Below are 16440 nucleotides of genomic sequence, written 5' to 3' on the forward strand. Positions count from 1 at the left end.
CTGGCCAACGTACTGGATGGCTCACAGAACAGCGCAGCCAACGAACTGCGAGGTCTGGGCGGCAACGACACCTATATCGTCGGAGCGGGCGACACGGTGATCGAAGAGGCCAATGGTGGCATCGACCTGGTGAAGGCCTACGTGAGCTACACCCTGGGCAACAACCTGGAGAACCTGAGCCTGCTGGGCAGCGACCACCTCACTGCCACCGGCAACGCCCTGGCCAACGTCATCACCGGCAACGACGGCAACAACGTCATCGATGGTGGTGCTGGCGTGGATACGTTGCGCGGTGGCAAGGGCGATGACACCTATATCGTCGACCTGACGGCCAGCAATGTGCTCCAGGATCGCGTCCTCGAAAACGCCAATGAAGGCATTGACACGATCCTCTTGCGTGGAGGCTCCATACTGCCTAAGGCCGCTACCATCGTGTTGGCCAATAACATCGAGAACATGGATGCGAGTGGAACAGGCAGTATCGCGCTCAACCTCACGGGCAACGCCGCGAATAATCTGCTGATCGGTAATCAGGGCAACAACACCCTTAATGGTGGTGACGGTAACGACATCCTTGTTGGTATGGGCGGCTTCGATACGCTGACCGGTGGCCGCGGCGCCGACACCTTCCGTTTCGACCTGAGCTGGCTTGGCCTGAATGACGGAGCTGATGCTCTAATCACCGATTTCCGCCGTCTGGATGGCGACAAGATCCAGTTGCAGGGCGATGGGGCGCAGAGTTTCAGCTTCGTCGGCCAATCATTCAATGCGGGCTCTGCCAGTAGCCATCAACTGCGTTTCGATGCTGGCACGCTCTATGGTTCCGTCGACGCGGGGGCGAGCAACGCCTTTGAAATTCGCTTGCTGGGAGTGAGCGAACTGCGCCAGGGCGACTTCCTCTTCGGTTGATTGAATCCCGGGAAATGGGTGTGCTCAATGGCAGCCTGAGCTATGGTGGCACCGCTGAGCACGCCAGGCGGCGGGCAGTTGGAGCAGCCGGTGAGATAGTATGCGAAACCTGCAGTCCACGTTGCCCATCGTCTTGGCGAATAGCGAGACCTTGCAACTGAGCATTCTGGGCGACCCGATGGGGGTCAATGATTGATTTTCGCAAGAACGCTTGGTGCTGGCAGTGCAGCGCTTAGGCAGCCGCAGACAAAAATGCTGCGCTTAAGCGCAGCAACATCGCCACCGGGCCTGTCCGGCAGCCAAGAGAGACTGTATTTACGCCGATAAAGATGACGATTGAATGACGGCTCAGTAGGCCATCCACACGCCCTTGCTCTGGCTCTCGCAGAAGGGCTTGAGGTAGGCGGCGTCTTCGGCGACGCCGTAGTAGTGAATGTCCTGCTGATACGGTGTGCCGCCGACCCGGGCGTTGCGACAGACGCCAAAGGCGCCGACCGGGCACTGCTCGACGAAGCTGACATCGACCTTTTGGCCCTTGAGCTCGGGCTGGCAGAAGCCGGTACGGAACAGGTTCGGCGGAATGCTGCGGTTCTGCTGGCAGACCTTCACGTCCAGCCGCTCGGCCTGGCTGTGCACCACACAGGCTTCGCCCCAGGCCAAGCCGGACAGACCACACAACAGCAGGGGCAGCAAACGGCGCATCGGTCCAACTCCAGAAAAGGTGCGGCGATTTTAGGGGCTGTTGACGTTTCGCGGCAACGCGGCTCGCGTTGAAACTTCAACATACTCTCGCTTGCCGCTCGATCAGCGCAAGCCGGGCTTTTCCCCGCGCTGCAGAGGCTTCACCATAGCGTCATGCTCAAACAGATACCCACCCATCTGATCGCCGGCCCGTTGGGCGCTGGCAAGACCAGCCTGATCCGTCAGCTGCTGGCGCAACGACCTGCGGATGAGCGCTGGGCGGTGCTGATCAATGAGTTCGGCCAGATCGGCCTGGACGCGGCTCTGCTGGCCCGGAACGAAGATGGCCTGAGTTTCAGCGAAGTGGCCGGTGGCTGCCTGTGCTGCGTCAATGGCGTGCCCTTTCAGGTCGGCCTGGGCCGGTTGCTGCGCAAGGCCAAACCGGATCGGCTGTTTATCGAGCCGTCCGGCCTGGGTCATCCCCTGGCGCTGCTGGAGCAACTGAGCCAGGCGCCTTGGGAAGGCGTACTCGCCGTGCAGCCGCTGCTGATGGTGCTCGATGCTGCGGCGCTGGCTGCCAATCAGCCGCTGGCCGACACCCAGCGTGACGCCTTGGCTCACGCCGGGCTGCTGGTGCTGAACAAGAGTGAGGGGCTGGATAAGGCGACACGCGCGCGTCTCGAATCAGGCTTTCAGCGAAGCTGTCACTGGACGAGCCAGGGCGCATTGCCGTTCAGCCAGCTACCGAAGGCTTCTGCGACAGCCGATGTTGCGGCTGGCCGCTCTCTGCCAGACGGCCCACCGACGCCGGCCATGGTGTGGCGTAGCACCGACGAGCCGATTTGTCTGATTCAGGATCAGCACGAAGGCTGGAGCATTGGTTGGCGCTGGCATCCCAGCCAGGTTTTCGACTTGTTGGCGATCCAGCAATGGCTGGCGACGCTGCCCTGGCGGCGCGCCAAGCTGGTGTTGCACACCAACGCCGGCTGGCTATCTGCCAATGCCCTGGAAGGCCAGGCGCTGCATTGGCAGAACAGCGAGTGGCGCAAGGATTCGCGGTTGGAGTTGATCTTTACCCATGCTCAGGACAAGACGATGTTGTGTGCCGGTATGGCCGCTTTTCTGGATTGCTGAGTGCAGCTTAGACCCTGTCTCAGTCCCGCGAAGTGGGGTGGTCGCGGCGCCATTGTTGCAGTTCGATCACCTGGCCGGATTGCCGTGGCGCCGGCGCCGGTGCTGCTTCGACAACTGGCGGTAGGGCAACTGGCGGCTCACGGAACGGGTAGGGATCGAGCTCGATATTGCCTAGATGCCCGCCGAACATGACGACACGCCCGCTATGGCGTTGTTCGCCGGTAACGGTGAACTCGAACCCGTAGACCCGCGCAAAACGGCGGTTGCCACGGCCATCGCGGACGAGGCCGAAACGCTGAAAGGCCACGTTGCCATCGAGCAGTTCGATATCCAACTTGGTGCAGTGCTGCTTGACCCGGGTTAGCGCGCGCTCGCGAATGCCGTGGCCATGCCACAGCCAGGCAGCACCGGCGGCGAGCAGCATCAGGATGAACAGGTTGCCGAGGGTCAACATGGCAGGCGAACTCGTGACGAGGAGCGCTCAGCTTACCCGATCCACGGTGACAGTTGCCGCCGTGAATCAGGTCCCGGGCTGCTTATTGCTCGCCGCCGTATCAGCTGGCCAGGCCATGCGGGTTGATGGCCAGTGGCGCGACTGGCGCGGGCGCCTGCAGGCCGAGACGTTCGAACATCACCCGGGCGATTTCTCGCTCGCCCATCACCACCAGATCGGCTTCGTGGGTCTGCAGGTAATCGACTTCATCGTCGAAATGGGCGCGGGCGATGATGTCCAGATCGGCATTCGCCTGGCGGCCGTGAATGGCGATCTGCCCGGCTTCCAGGCTGTTGGGGATGGCGATCATCAGCCAGCGCGCCGAGGTCACGTTGGCCAGTTCCAGCACCTGGGTGCTGGCGGCGTTGCCGAGCACCACGCTGAAGCCTTCCTCACGCAGTTCCTGAGCGCGGGTGCGGTTGTCATCGATGATCACCAGCGGCACGCCTTCGTCGCGCAGGCGCCGACTGATACGACTGCCCACCCGGCCATGGCCGATCAGGATGGCGTGGCCGGTTTCGGTGATTGGATGCAGGTCGTGGTCTTCGTCCGGCTCCACCACGGCCAGGTCGGCCGGCGTGGTTTTCTCGCGGCGGTCCAGCCAGGGCTGCAGACGGTCGATCATCAGGAACAGCAGCGGGTTGAACAGGATCGACAGGATCGCACCTGCCAGCACCAGATCGCGGCCTGCTTCGGGAACCAGGTTCAGACCGATGCCCAGACCGATGAGAATGAACGAGAACTCGCCGATCTGCGCCAGGCTTACCGAGATGGTCAGCGCGGTGCTCAGCGGTTTGCGGAAGGCCAGCACGATAAGCATCGCCGCCAGCGACTTGCCGAGCACAATGACCAGGAAGGTGCCGAGCACCAACAGCGGCTGCTCGAGCAGGATCGCCGGGTTGAACAGCATGCCCACCGATACGAAGAACAGCACCGCGAAGGCATCGCGCAGCGGCAGCGAATCTTCGGCGGCCTTGTGGCTGTACTCGGACTCGTTGAGGATCATCCCGGCGAAGAACGCGCCGAGGGCGAACGACACGCCGAACAGCTGCGCAGCGCCGTAGGCGATGCCCATGGCGATGGCCAGCACGGCGAGGGTGAATAGCTCCCGCGAGCCGGTGCCGGCACTGCGCTCAAGCAGCCAGGGGATGACCCGGCGGCCGACCACGACCATCAGCACCACGAAGGCGCTGACCTTGCCAAGGGTGATCAACAGCTGCATGCCGATGCTGCTGGAACCGTCGCCCTGGGGAATGCCTCCGAGCGCGCCAGACAGCGCCGGCAGTAGCACCAGGGCCAGCACCATCACCAGGTCTTCGACGATCAGCCAGCCGACGGCGATCTTGCCGCGGCGGGTATCGATCAGCTGGCGTTCTTCGAGGGCACGCAGCAGCACCACGGTGCTGGCCACCGAGAGCGCCAGGCCGAATACCAAGCCGGCGCCCCAGCCCCAACCCATCGCCCACGACAGGCCCATGCCCATCAGCGTGGCCACGGTAATCTGTACCACGGCGCCGGGAATGGCGATGTGTTTGACCGACATCAGGTCTTTGAGGGAGAAGTGCAGGCCTACGCCGAACATCAGCAGGATCACGCCGATCTCGGAAATCTCGACGGACAGCTCTTTATCGGCAACGAAGCCGGGTGTGAAGGGGCCGACGATCACGCCAGCCAGCAGGTAGCCTACCAGTGGCGACAGGCGCAGGCGGTTGGCCAGGCTGCCGAACAGGTAGGCCAGCACGAAGCCGGCAGCGATCGTCGCAATCAGGGGGGTGTGATGCGGCATGCGGTCTCCTTGGTGAGAGGGCCTGGCATGCCTGCGCGGCAGCGGATACCGCGCAGAACAGCGTAACGGCCAGGGTCGAATTGCTCGACCATAAAGACCGATAGTTTATATTAAAATACTACTTATAACTAAAAGGTCTTTATACAGGATGTGTCGAAGTGTGCCTGGCGTGTTGTGAGCCGCGTCACGCCTCGCCTTTGAGGGCTCGGTAGCGGCTTTCCAGCTCCTGGCGAATCTCCCGACGCTGACGGCCCTGCTCGAAACGCCGACGCTCCTCGGAGCTCTCCGGTTGACGCGGCGGTACTTCAATGGATTTGCCGTTTTCATCGACCGCCACCATGGTGAAGAAGCAGCTGTTGCTGTGGCGCACCGAACGCTCGCGGATGTTTTCGGTGATCACCTTGATGCCGACTTCCATGGACGTGCGGCCGGTGTAGTTGACCGAGGCCAGAAAGGTCACCAGCTCGCCGACATGCACCGGCTCGCGGAAGGTCACCTGGTCCACCGACAGGGTGACCACGTAGCGACCGGCGTAACGGCTGGCGCAGGCATAGGCGACTTCGTCCATGTACTTGAGCAGCGTACCGCCGTGTACATTGCCGGAAAAGTTGGCCATGTCCGGGGTCATCAGGACGGTCATCGACAGTTGCGCGTTTCCGGGTTCCATAACGTCTGGCTCATCAGGTTGATTTGGGGCGTGATTGTCAGCCGTCTGCGCGGCCTTGGCCTGTCGATTGTGCCTATGCACTCGATTGCTGCAACGTATGTACCGGCATTTCACTCCTAGAGCCATAGCTTATTCACTCATTCAGGACGATCTCATGAAGCGCACCTTTGCCTGCTACGCCCTGCTGCCGCTTTTGGCCGGCGTTGCTAATGCGGCGCCGCAGCCCTGCGACAGCGTCAGCCTGTGCAACGCCGCCGGCACCGCCGCCTATCAGGCGGGCCGCTACGACGATGCCGCCGAAGCCTTCGAGCGGCAGCTGCGGCGCGCCGAGCAGGAGCAGGACAGCAGCGCCGCTCGTGAGCTGGCACTGAACAACCTAGTGGTGACCAGCCTGCGCCTGGGACAGCCCGGCCAGGCACGTGCCTGGTTGAACCTCGCGCTGGTCGATGGCATGCAGGGCGCCGCCACCCGCAACAACCTGCGAACGGTGGCCGCGGCGGTGGACTACCCGAAACTGGCGGCCAGCCTCGAGGGCCGCTATCTGCGTTACGCCGGTGCGGCGGTGTGGAGCAGCCTGGACATCACCCGCCAGGCGGACGGCAGCTATCGGGCGAACTTCGCGCCGCTGCGAGCAGGTGGCAAGGTTGAAGAATATGGCCCGGCGGCCATTGGTAACCTGCAAGGCACACTGCAGGGCGACAAGGCCTACTTCCAGCTGACTGCAGCGGATTTGCCAAAGGGCTGCTCGGTGGCGCTGCTGCACGAAGGGCTGGATATCCAGGTGCTGGAGGTGATCGATCCGAGCTGCCAGGCGTACGGCGGTTTCGGTATCAGCGTGGCGGGAGGCTACCTGAAGGTCAGTGCCGAGCCACAGGCTCCACAAGCCCCCATTCAGTGATCGCAGTGCGGGAAGCGTCGTGGATTGCCGCCAACTGGTGACCCTGACGAGATACCCGGCGTCTTTTCCCTGTAGCGCTGTAACACGCACCGCCTCGCGGTTTGCGGCAAATATTTCTGAATATTTCCACGCCGCGACGTGTCTGGCCCGGATGTTAACCTGCGTTCAATGTGGCCCAGCAGCGGGCCGATCTTCCCCCATTCCAGCAGGCTTCAACGAGCCATCGAGCAGCCGCCCGCGCGTGTTCGTGCCTGCCTGCCCAAAACAAGGAGTAGTTCCGTCATGCATGCCATCAGCTTCATCCAGGATCTAGCGGTGATCATGCTGGTAGCCGGCGTGGTTACCGTGCTGTTCCACCGCTTCAAGCAGCCGGTGGTGCTCGGCTACATCCTCGCCGGTTTCCTGATCGGCCCGCATACGCCGCCGTTCGGCCTGATCCACGATGAAGAGACCATCCGCACCCTCGCTGAGCTGGGGGTGATCTTCCTGATGTTCTGCCTGGGGCTGGAGTTCAGCCTGCGCAAGCTGTTCAACGTAGGTGCCACGGCGTTCATCGCCGCGTTCCTGGAAATCATCCTGATGATCTGGATCGGTTTCGAGATCGGCCGCTACTTCGGCTGGAGTACCATGGACTCGCTGTTCCTCGGCGCGATCCTGGCGATTTCTTCGACGACCATCATCATCAAGGCGCTCGGCGACCTGAAGATGAAGAACGAGCGCTTCGCCCAGCTGATCTTCGGCGTGCTGATCGTCGAGGACATCCTCGGCATCGGCATCATCGCGCTGCTTTCCGGTATCGCCCTGAGCGGCAGCGTGGAAACCGGCGAGGTGTTCGCCACCGTCGGTAAGCTGTCGCTGTTCATGATCGTCGCGTTGGTCATCGGCATTATCCTGGTGCCACGTGTGCTTGCCTATGTCGCGAAGTTTGAAAGCAACGAGATGCTGTTGGTCACGGTGCTGGGTATTTGTTTCGGCTTCTGCCTGCTGGTAGTCAAGCTGGAATACAGCATGGTGCTGGGCGCCTTCCTGATCGGTGCGATCATGGCCGAGTCGCGCCAGTTGGTGCAGATCGAGCGCCTGATCGAGCCGGTGCGTGACATGTTCAGCGCGATCTTCTTCGTCGCCATCGGCCTGCTGCTCGATCCTAATGTACTGGTCGAATACGCGTGGCCGATCGCGGTGATCACCGTGGCCGTGATCGTCGGCAAGGTACTGTCGTGCAGCGTCGGCTCCTTCATCGCCGGCAATGATGGGCGCACCTCGCTGCGCGTCGGCATGGGTCTTTCGCAGATCGGTGAGTTCTCTTTCATCATCGCCACCCTGGGCATGACCCTGCAGGTGACCAGCGACTTCCTCTACCCGGTTGCGGTAGCCGTTTCGGTGATCACCACCCTGACCACGCCGTACCTGATCCGCTCGGCCGATCCGCTGGCGGTGAGCCTCGGCAAGGTTATGCCGCAGCGGGTATCGCGGGTGTTCTCGCTGTATGGGGAGTGGTTGCGCAGCATTCAGCCGCAAGGCCAGGGCGCGATTCTGGCGGGGATGATCCGCAAGATCGTCCTGCAGGTGCTGGTCAACCTGGCCTTCGTGGTGGCGATCTTCCTTGGCATCGCCTTCTTCGCCACGCAGATCGGCGCCTGGCTGGCCGAGTGGATCGATCAGGAGAACCTGCGCAAGGCGGTAATCTGGGGCGCCGCGCTGATCCTTTCGCTGCCGTGCCTGATCGCCGCGTACCGCAAGATCAAGGCACTCTCTATGTTGCTCGCCGAGATGGGCGTGCGCCAGGAGAAGGCCGGTCGCCATACGGCGCGGGTACGCAAGGTGATTTCCGAGGTGATCCCGCTGCTCTCGCTGGTCGGCATCATGGTGCTGCTGACCGCGCTGTCGTCGAGCATCCTGCCGTCCAACGACATGCTGCTGCTGGTCGGCGTGGTCGCGGCCGGTGTGGTAGCCGTGCTGTGGCGCTGGTTCATCCGCGTGCACACGCGCCTGCAGATCGCCTTGTTCGAGACACTCGACAAGCCCGAAACACCTGGGCATCACTGAAACGACGAGGGCGCCAATCGGCGCCCTTCTTGTATCCCTTTTCGTAGCCTGTGGCATAGCGACCTTTAGGCGCTCCCCGGGTATCGCTGCGCTCGACCCGGGCTACAGAGAGCAGCCCGTAGCCTGATGTTGAGCGAAGCGATACCCAGGGCAGCATTTCTCGGGTATCACTCTGCTCAACCCAGGCTACCAAGGCTGACCGGCATTACTCCTCCAGCCAGACTTCCCGCACCCAGTGCCACACCGAGTCCCAGCTCTCGTCGGTGAGGTCTTCTTCTTCGCCGTCCCAGAGCAGCACGGTGCCGTCCTGCTCGACGCAGTAGTAGTTGCCCCGATCTTCACAGATCGGCACCAGCTCGCGCGGCACGCCCAGCGACCAGGCCACCGAGGCCACTTCCGGCAGGTAGGTGTGCGATTGCGGGTCGGTCACGGTGACCGGCTCCAGGCGGCCGTACACCACATCGCTGACCTTGAGCAGGAATTCACGCAGCTCGAACGGCAGGTTGATGAGGATCTGCTCCTCGATCTCCACCAGCAGTTCCTCGTCGGGCAGCTCCAGCGGCACCGGCACCGGCTCGTTCAATTCACGCAGTTGTTCGATGACTTCTTCCACGGCGGCTCCACCTGAGTTCGGCGATTCTCATCAGATTCTGGAAAGCACGAAGCAGACGGGCGTTCGATTGGCCGCCGTCTACTTTACTGCTCCTTGATAACGCAGCTTTTTACGCTGAATGGAAAATAGTCACAAGCGGCGAAAAGGCAAAAAGCCATCTCCAGCCTGCGACCTGCTGCTCATCGGTTTGGGTGCTGCGCCCGGCATAGGTTCCAAAAGTCGAATACGCAAAAAACAAAACCCGGGCAAGCCCGGGTTTTGTCAGTGCGTAACGGATCAGCCGTTCTGGCGGATACCGGCGACCAGCCAGGGCTGGTTCTCGCCAACGGCACGCTCCAGGCGCCAGCTTTCGCTGAAGGCCTCGCCCTGGTCGAAGCGCGAGGTCTTCGAAACACCGCTGAAGGTCAGGGTGGCGATGGTCTTGTCGGCGTGGTCGTCGACACCGTCCAGCTGCACGTCGAGGTTGTCGATGTAGGTGGACTGGAAGCCGTCACCCAGGTCGGCGCGCTCGCGCTTGAGGAACTCCAGCAGTTGCGGGGTCACGAACTCGGCGATCTTGTCCATCTCGTTCGCGTCCCAGTGCTGCTGCAGGCTCAGGAAGTGCTCGCGACCGGCGTTGACGAAGTTTTCCTCGTTGAACCAGGCAGGTGCGTTGATCACCGGCTTGATCGCCGCGGCGCTGCTGCCGCCGAAGATCGACGGCTGAGCCGGCTGCGGCTGGCCATGGGCCTCACGCTGGAACGGAGCACCACCGGCAGCGGCGACGTTCGGCTGCTGCTTCTGGCGACGTGCGGCCAGGAAGCGGAACAGCAGGAAGGCGATCAGGCCGAAGATCAGCATGTCCATGATCTGCAGGCCTTCGAAGCCGTCACCCATGAACATGGAGGCCAGCAGGCCACCGGCGGCCAGACCGGCCAGTGGGCCGAGCCAGCGCGACGCACCGCTGGCGGCAGCAGGCGTGCGGCCTGGGGCAGCGGCATTGGCATTAGGTTGGGATGGCGGCGTGGCCTGACGGGTCTGGTGGCTCGGCGCGGCGCCAAAGGATTTGCCGCCGCCCATACGCTTGGCGTCGGCAGTCAGGCTGAAGGACAGGCCCAGGCAAACTACCAGGGCGATGCTGAGGAAACGCTGCATTATCGGTTTTCTCTTGGTTATTGAAACACTGACGGGCATCTTGCCCGTGGCAGGTCGGCATGACCAGCAACAGAATGTTTCGAGCTTTTGCCCAACGAGGCGGCTTGCGCTGCGCCAGGGCGATGGAGGTGGGAGGTGAAACGGAACCAATAGTTTCCGTTTCAGTGCTTAGCGGCTAGTGCCTTAGAGCCTGTTCACGATCTACTGCGCGTCGGCCCTACTGCGTTAAAAGCAGGCTCGGAATGCTCATTTACAGCTCGTAAACTCCGCTTCCTCGCCTGCTTTTGCCTTGTATGGCTCTAGCTCGCGAGATCGTGAACAGGCTCTTAGCGCCAGTTGTAGAGTTCTTTCTCGGTCACTTCGCCCATCGGCGTGGCTTCGTCCTGGAAGGTTTTCATGGATTTCCAGATGCGCCCATTGAGGTCGTTCTGGCTAGCCAGGTCTTCGAGTACGGTTTGCGACTCACGCTTCATCGCCGCCAGTACCTCGTCGGGGAAGCGCTTGATCGTCACGCCCTGTTCCTTCAACTGGGCCAGGGACTTGGCGTTGTGGAAGACGTAGTCGTCCATCATGTCCAGGGTCGCGGCGCGGGCGGCTTCGACGACGATGGCCTGCAGGTCGGCCGGCAGGCTGTCGAAAGCCTTCTGGTTGACCATCGACTCGACCACCGCTTGTGGCTCCTGCCAGCCCGGGAAGTAGTAGTACTTGGCCGCTTTGTGCAGGCCGAAGGCCAGGTCGTTGTAGGGGCTGACCCAGTCGGTGGCATCGATCACGTGGGTTTGCAGGGCGGTGAAGATTTCGCCGCCAGGCAGGTTGACGGTGATGGCGCCAAGCTTGGTCCAGACTTCACCACCGAGGCCCGGCATACGGATCTTCAGGCCCTTGATGTCGTCCAGCGAGTTGATTTCCTTGTTGTACCAGCCGCCCATCTGCATGGTGGTGTTACCCGCCGACAGCGGCTTTACGCCGAAGGGCGCGTAGGTTTCATCCCACAGGGCCTGACCGCCGCCCTTGCTCAGCCAGGCATTCATTTCCAGGGTCGACAGGCCGAACGGCACCGACGAGAAGAACTGTGCGGCCGGCACCTTGCCTTTCCAGTAGTACGGCGTGCCGTGACCCATTTCCGCGGTACCGCGGGACACGGCGTCGAACACTTCCAAAGCCGGCACCAGCTCACCGGCGGCATAGACCTTGACGGTCAGACGGCCGGCGCTCATGGCGTTGATGCGATCGGCCAGGCGTTCAGCGGCGGTGCCCAGGCCTGGGTAGTTCTTCGGCCAGGAGGTGACCATCTTCCAGTGGAAGGTCTCGGCTTTTGCAGCGGTGGCGCCTTGCCCGGCAGCGGGTGTTTCTTCCTTGCAGCCGGCCAGACCGATGGCAGCGAGCAGCGCCATAGCGGCACCGAACAGATTGCGGCGGTTCATGGTGTTCTCCCTTGAGTGTCGAGCAGCGTGCCCTGATTGCTTTTGTTATTGGCAGCCGGCCGTAATGGCGGCTGCCATGGTTGTAATCGTTGAGCTACTTACAGCCTGTTCACGATCTTCATGTCAGGCTTTATCCAGTTTTGCCTGCAACGCGACAGAAGCAGCCATTCGTAGGGTGGATGGCGCTTCATTCATCCACCGTTTTGCAATCGCAATGGTGGACAAAAAGAGCGTTGTCCACCCTACCTCACTGCTTTTGTGGGAGGGGCTTTAGCCGCGAGCCTTTTACGCCTAGATAGGCACAATCGGGGCTAAAGCCCCTCCCACGAGTTCGCGATCGGCCGCCCCCACCATATAGCTGCCGTACACATACCCCGCAGGATCGTGAGCAGGCTCCTTAGATAGCCTCGAGCTTGGCGTACGCCAACATCAGCCACTTGCTGCCTTCGCTCTCGAAGTTCACCTGCACCCGCGCCTGGGGCCCCGAGCCCTCGAAGTTGAGGATGGTGCCTTCGCCAAACAGTGAGTGCTGCACGCGCTGGCCGAGGTTGAATGGCGTATCCGGCACGGCGCTGCCGGCGAACAGGCTGCTGCCGCTCATGCTGCGGCTGCCACTGCCGTACGGGCGACTGACGCTGTTCGACAGACGCACTTCCTGCACCAGGTGCGGCGGCACTTCACGCACGAAGCGCGAGACCTTGTTGTAGGTCTCGTTGCCATACAGGCGACGGGTTTCCGCGTAGCTGATCACCAGATTGCGCATGGCTCGAGTGATGCCCACGTAGGCCAGGCGGCGTTCCTCTTCCAGGCGGCCGGGCTCTTCCAGGCTCATCTTGTGGGGGAACAGGCCTTCCTCCATGCCGACCAGGAACACCCGCGGGAACTCCAGGCCCTTGGCGCTGTGCAGGGTCATCATCTGTACGCTGTCTTCATGCTCGGCAGCCTGGGTATCACCGGCCTCCAGCGAGGCGTGGCCGAGAAACGCAGCCAGTGGCGTTTGCTCCTCGTCACCTTCTTCGCCCTCGTAGGAGTCGAACGCACGCGCGGCAGACACCAGTTCCTCGAGGTTTTCTACCCGAGCCTGGGCTTTCTCGCCCTTCTCGTCGCGGTGATAGGCCAGCAGGCCAGACTGCTCGATGACCAATTGCGCCATGCTGTGCAACTGCATGCCCTCGACCTTCAACGCCAGGGTATCGATCAGCTCGACGAAGCCGTTCAGTGCGCTGGCGGCGCGGCCGCTGATCACCTTGGTGCCGACCGCTTCGTGCAGCGCGGCCCACATCGACAGGTCGTTGGCGCGGGCGAACTGGCGCAGGGTCTCCACCGTTTTCTCGCCGATGCCGCGGGCCGGCACGTTGATCACCCGCTCCAGGGCCGCATCGTTGCCGCGCTGGTGGATCAGGCGCAGGTAGGCCATGGCGTTCTTGATTTCCGCGCGCTCGAAGAAGCGCTGGCCGCCGTAGATGCGGTAGGGAATCTTCTCGCGCAGCAGGGCCTCTTCCAGCACCCGCGACTGGGCGTTGGAGCGATACAGGATGGCGATGTCGCTGCGTCGCAGGCCGTCCTTGCGCAGGGCGTCCTCGATGGTTTCCACCACATAGCGCGCTTCGTCGTGTTCGTTGAAGGCGGCGTACAGGCTGATCAGGTCGCCATCGCCGACATCGGTGCGCAGCTCCTTGCCCAGGCGCCCTTGGTTGTTGGCGATCAGTGCGTTGGCAGCGTTGAGGATGTTCGCCGTGGAGCGGTAATTCTGCTCCAGGCGGATGATTTCCGCGTCGGCGAAGTCGCTGTCGAACTGCTGGATGTTCTCGATCTTGGCACCGCGCCAGCCGTAGATCGACTGGTCGTCGTCGCCCACCACCATCAGGCTTTCGCCGCCCATGGCGAGAAAGCGCAGCCAGGCGTACTGCACGGCGTTGGTGTCCTGGAACTCGTCGACCAGGATGTGCCGGAAGCGCTTCTGGTAGTGGGCCAGCAGGCCGGCGTTGTTGCGCCAAAGGTCCAGGGCGCGCAGCAGCAGTTCGGCGAAGTCGATCACCCCGGCACGGGCGCAGGCGGCCTCGTAGGCTTCGTAGATGCTGCGCATGGTGGCCAGGAACAGGTCGCCGCTGGCCTGGATGCCGGCCGGGCGGATGCCCTCGTCCTTCTGGCCGTTGATGAACCACTGCGCCTGTTTGGCCGGCCAGCGTTGTTCATCCAGGTTCAACTCGCGGATCACCCTTTTGATCAGGCGCTGCTGGTCGTCGGAATCAAGAATCTGAAAGTTCTCGGCCAGGTTGGCCTCGCGCCAATGGGCACGCAGCAGGCGATGCGCCAGGCCGTGGAAGGTGCCGACCCACATGCCGGCCGGGCTCTGGCCGAGCACGTCCTCGATGCGGTGGCGCATCTCGGCAGCGGCCTTGTTGGTGAAGGTCACCGAGAGGATGCTGTGCGGCGAGACGTCCAGGCGCTGGATCAGAAAGGCGATGCGGTGCACCAGCACACGGGTCTTGCCGGAGCCGGCACCGGCCAGCACCAGTTGATGGCCAGGCGGCGTGGTAACCGCGTGGTGCTGGGCTGGGTTTAGAGAACTGAGTCGCTGATCGAGGTCATTTTGCATCGCGGCATTCTAGGGGGCCGATGCAGGTAGGGCAAACGCTGGTGACGGCGACGTGACTAGCCGCCGGCCTCGGCCATCGCGAGCCCGTGAACAGTGCTCCGGCTGGTTGGCGAAGATGCTTGCCAGCACCTGGTCGAGCTTGCGCAGGTGTGCTTCGGTTAAGCCCTCGACGCTCCGGCAATTTATTGAAGCAACGAGCCCTCTTGGAGCATGTGCCGATGAAATTCTATTGCCATTAAATTGATATTTTTTTGCCATAAAAATCGACCGTTCAGCGATTTTTTTGAACATTTTGGAACCCTGTCGGTATCGAGCCGTCGTAGCGACGAATCAGTTTTTACGACGGGTATGGATGCATGGTGGTACGCAACGGAGCTGCGGTTGTAGGGTTTTGTCTGGTTGTTTTTCCTGTCTTGGCGGTCGCTCAGACCCCTGGTGAACGTGAGCTGTATCGCGACAGACAGGAGCGTTTGCTGCAAGAGCAGCAGCAACGTTTGCGGGAGCTGCAACAGCTCCCCGGCCGCGAGGCACAACAGCCTGCCGAGCCTGAACCGGGCGACGAACGCTGCTTCGCCATCGACGACATCGAGATCAGCGGTGCCAGCCTGCTGTCGGAGGCCGACCGCGCCGCGATCCTCGCGCCGTTCGCTGACGATTGCCTGGGCGTCAGCCAGCTCAACGCGCTGCTCAAGGCCATCACCAATCACTACATCGACCGCGGCTATGTCACCACCCGTGCCTACCTGCCGCAGCAGGATCTGTCTGCCCGCACCCTGAAGATCACCGTGGTCGAAGGCCGCCTCGAAGGCCTCGACAGCTCCGCTCTGGCCAGTGATCGTGAGCTGGCGATGAGCTTTCCCGGCAAGACCGGCGAGGTGCTCGACCTGCGCGAACTGGAGCAACTGGTCGAGAACCTCAATCGCCTGCCATCGCGCTTCGCCAAGCTGGAGCTGGTGCCCGGCGAGCAGGTGGGTGGCAGCCGCGTGCAACTGCAGGGCGAGCGCAGCAAGCCGTGGCGCGCCAGCCTGTCGCGCCACAACGATGGCCAGCTCAGCACCGGCGAGCAGCAGTGGGGCGTTGGCCTGGACTGGGACAGCCCGCTGGGCCTGGCCGACCAGCTGAGCCTGCGCGCCAGCCGTGATGCGGTCAGCGACAGCTACCGTCATTCGCACAGCCAGAGCCTCTACTACAGCCTGCCCTACGGCTGGTGGACCTTCAGCTACAACTACGGCCAGTCCTACTACCGCAACAAGACCGATTTCAACGGCTTCCTGGCAGAGACCGATGGCGACTACCAGAGCCATAACCTGTTGGCAGAGCGGGTGCTGCACCGCGACAGCGTCAGCAAGACTGCTTTCAGCACTGGCCTGAGCCACGTTCGCACCAATAACTTCATCGAAGACAATCGCATAGGTATCTCCAGCAATCGCCTTAGCGAATGGCAGTTGGGCTTCAATCACGGCCGTCGTGTGGGCAGCGCCTTCGTCAACGCCGACATCGGCTGGCAGCGCGGCATCGGTGCCTTCGACGCCCAGGGCAACGGCCATCCCCGTGGCCAGGACCCGGTCGCCCGCTACAACAAGTACACCCTGACCCTCAGCTACCTGCAGCCCTTCAACCTGGGCGGCGAGCGCTTCAGTTTCGAGAGTCTGGCCACCGGCCAGAAGAGCGAAGACCAGCTGTTCAGCCCGGCGCGCATCAGCGTTGGTGGTTTGAATTCGGTGCGCGCCTACAAGGATCAGTCGCTGTCCGGCAATAGCGGCGGCTACTGGCGCAACCAGCTGCGCTGGACGCGGCCGGTGACCTGGGCGCCGCTGCAGCCTTTCGTGCAGCAGTACGGCGCCGCCCTGGCCTATGACGTCGGCGTGATCAGCCATGACGACCACAACAACGGCGCCAGTGGCCGCCTGAGCGGCCACGCCCTGGAGCTCAGTGCCCGTGGTGAGCACCTGGCCGCCAGCGTGACCTTCGCCCATTCCCTGGAACGCCCCGCCGCCTTCACCGAGGGTGAGCGACCGGTGTACTTCCGCCTCGATGTGTTCTTCTGATTTCAACG

The 16440-nt window shown here is 62.5% G+C and carries 13 protein-coding genes; 5 read left to right on the top strand and 8 right to left on the bottom strand.

Features of this window, described 5'->3' with window-relative positions; genetic code table 11:
* Window positions 1–909 (top strand): calcium-binding protein (locus BUC40_RS20645; RefSeq protein ID WP_139272217.1); only part of this gene is annotated, 909 nt, incomplete at its 5' end.
* A gap of 348 nt (window positions 910–1257) precedes the next feature.
* On the opposite strand, the gene BUC40_RS20650 is transcribed toward BUC40_RS20645, so the two are convergent.
* The gene (locus BUC40_RS20650; protein WP_073268361.1) at window positions 1258–1611 is read right to left on the bottom strand and encodes an NADH:ubiquinone oxidoreductase; all 354 of its coding nucleotides are present in this window, start codon (window positions 1609–1611) and stop codon (window positions 1258–1260) included.
* 153 nt (window positions 1612–1764) lie between these two features.
* On the opposite strand from BUC40_RS20650, the gene BUC40_RS20655 reads away from it, so the two are divergent.
* Window positions 1765–2724, top strand: coding sequence for a CobW family GTP-binding protein (locus BUC40_RS20655; protein ID WP_073268363.1), 960 nt, complete (start codon window positions 1765–1767; stop codon window positions 2722–2724).
* Window positions 2725–2743: 19 nt separating this feature from the next.
* Here BUC40_RS20655 and BUC40_RS20660 read toward each other — a convergent pair whose 3' ends face one another.
* The 3 genes from BUC40_RS20660 to BUC40_RS20670 form a co-directional block, all read right to left on the bottom strand.
* Window positions 2744–3178: a DUF3301 domain-containing protein gene (locus BUC40_RS20660; protein WP_073268365.1), complete on the bottom strand. Its 435-nt coding sequence runs from the start codon at window positions 3176–3178 to the stop codon at window positions 2744–2746.
* Between the two features lie 100 nt (window positions 3179–3278).
* Window positions 3279–5003, bottom strand: a complete 1725-nt coding sequence (gene ybaL / locus BUC40_RS20665) for a YbaL family putative K(+) efflux transporter (RefSeq protein ID WP_073268367.1) — start codon at window positions 5001–5003, stop codon at window positions 3279–3281.
* A gap of 184 nt (window positions 5004–5187) precedes the next feature.
* Window positions 5188–5670 (bottom strand): acyl-CoA thioesterase, encoded by a 483-nt coding sequence (locus BUC40_RS20670; protein ID WP_073268369.1) that lies wholly within the window; start codon window positions 5668–5670, stop codon window positions 5188–5190.
* A 154-nt stretch (window positions 5671–5824) separates the two neighbouring features.
* Between BUC40_RS20670 and BUC40_RS20675 the strand changes: the two genes are divergently transcribed.
* Complete coding sequence (locus tag BUC40_RS20675; protein ID WP_073268371.1) at window positions 5825–6568, top strand: tetratricopeptide repeat protein; 744 nt, start codon at window positions 5825–5827, stop codon at window positions 6566–6568.
* A 282-nt stretch (window positions 6569–6850) separates the two neighbouring features.
* Window positions 6851–8614, top strand: a complete 1764-nt coding sequence (locus tag BUC40_RS20680) for a cation:proton antiporter (protein ID WP_073268373.1) — start codon at window positions 6851–6853, stop codon at window positions 8612–8614.
* Between the two features lie 205 nt (window positions 8615–8819).
* Here BUC40_RS20680 and BUC40_RS20685 read toward each other — a convergent pair whose 3' ends face one another.
* The 4 genes from BUC40_RS20685 to uvrD all read right to left on the bottom strand — a co-directional run bounded on the left by BUC40_RS20685 (window position 8820) and on the right by uvrD (window position 14384).
* On the bottom strand, window positions 8820–9227 hold the full coding sequence (locus BUC40_RS20685) for an SMI1/KNR4 family protein (protein ID WP_073268375.1): 408 nt from the start codon (window positions 9225–9227) through the stop codon (window positions 8820–8822).
* Window positions 9228–9503: 276 nt separating this feature from the next.
* Window positions 9504–10361, bottom strand: a complete 858-nt coding sequence (locus tag BUC40_RS20690; RefSeq protein ID WP_073268377.1) for a Tim44 domain-containing protein — start codon at window positions 10359–10361, stop codon at window positions 9504–9506.
* A gap of 326 nt (window positions 10362–10687) precedes the next feature.
* Entirely contained in the window at window positions 10688–11785 is a 1098-nt protein-coding gene (locus BUC40_RS20695) for a TRAP transporter substrate-binding protein (RefSeq protein ID WP_073268379.1), read from the bottom strand.
* Window positions 11786–12182: 397 nt separating this feature from the next.
* A complete protein-coding gene (gene uvrD / locus BUC40_RS20700) occupies window positions 12183–14384 on the bottom strand; it encodes a DNA helicase II (RefSeq protein ID WP_073268381.1) in 2202 nt (733 codons plus the stop codon).
* A gap of 356 nt (window positions 14385–14740) precedes the next feature.
* Here uvrD and BUC40_RS20705 point away from each other — a divergent pair, with 356 nt between their 5' ends.
* Entirely contained in the window at window positions 14741–16432 is a 1692-nt protein-coding gene (locus BUC40_RS20705) for a ShlB/FhaC/HecB family hemolysin secretion/activation protein (RefSeq protein WP_073268383.1), read from the top strand.
* Window positions 16433–16440 lie beyond the last annotated feature (8 nt).

It is taken from the genome of Phytopseudomonas punonensis (assembly GCF_900142655.1).
GTDB lineage: Bacteria > Pseudomonadota > Gammaproteobacteria > Pseudomonadales > Pseudomonadaceae > Aquipseudomonas > Aquipseudomonas punonensis.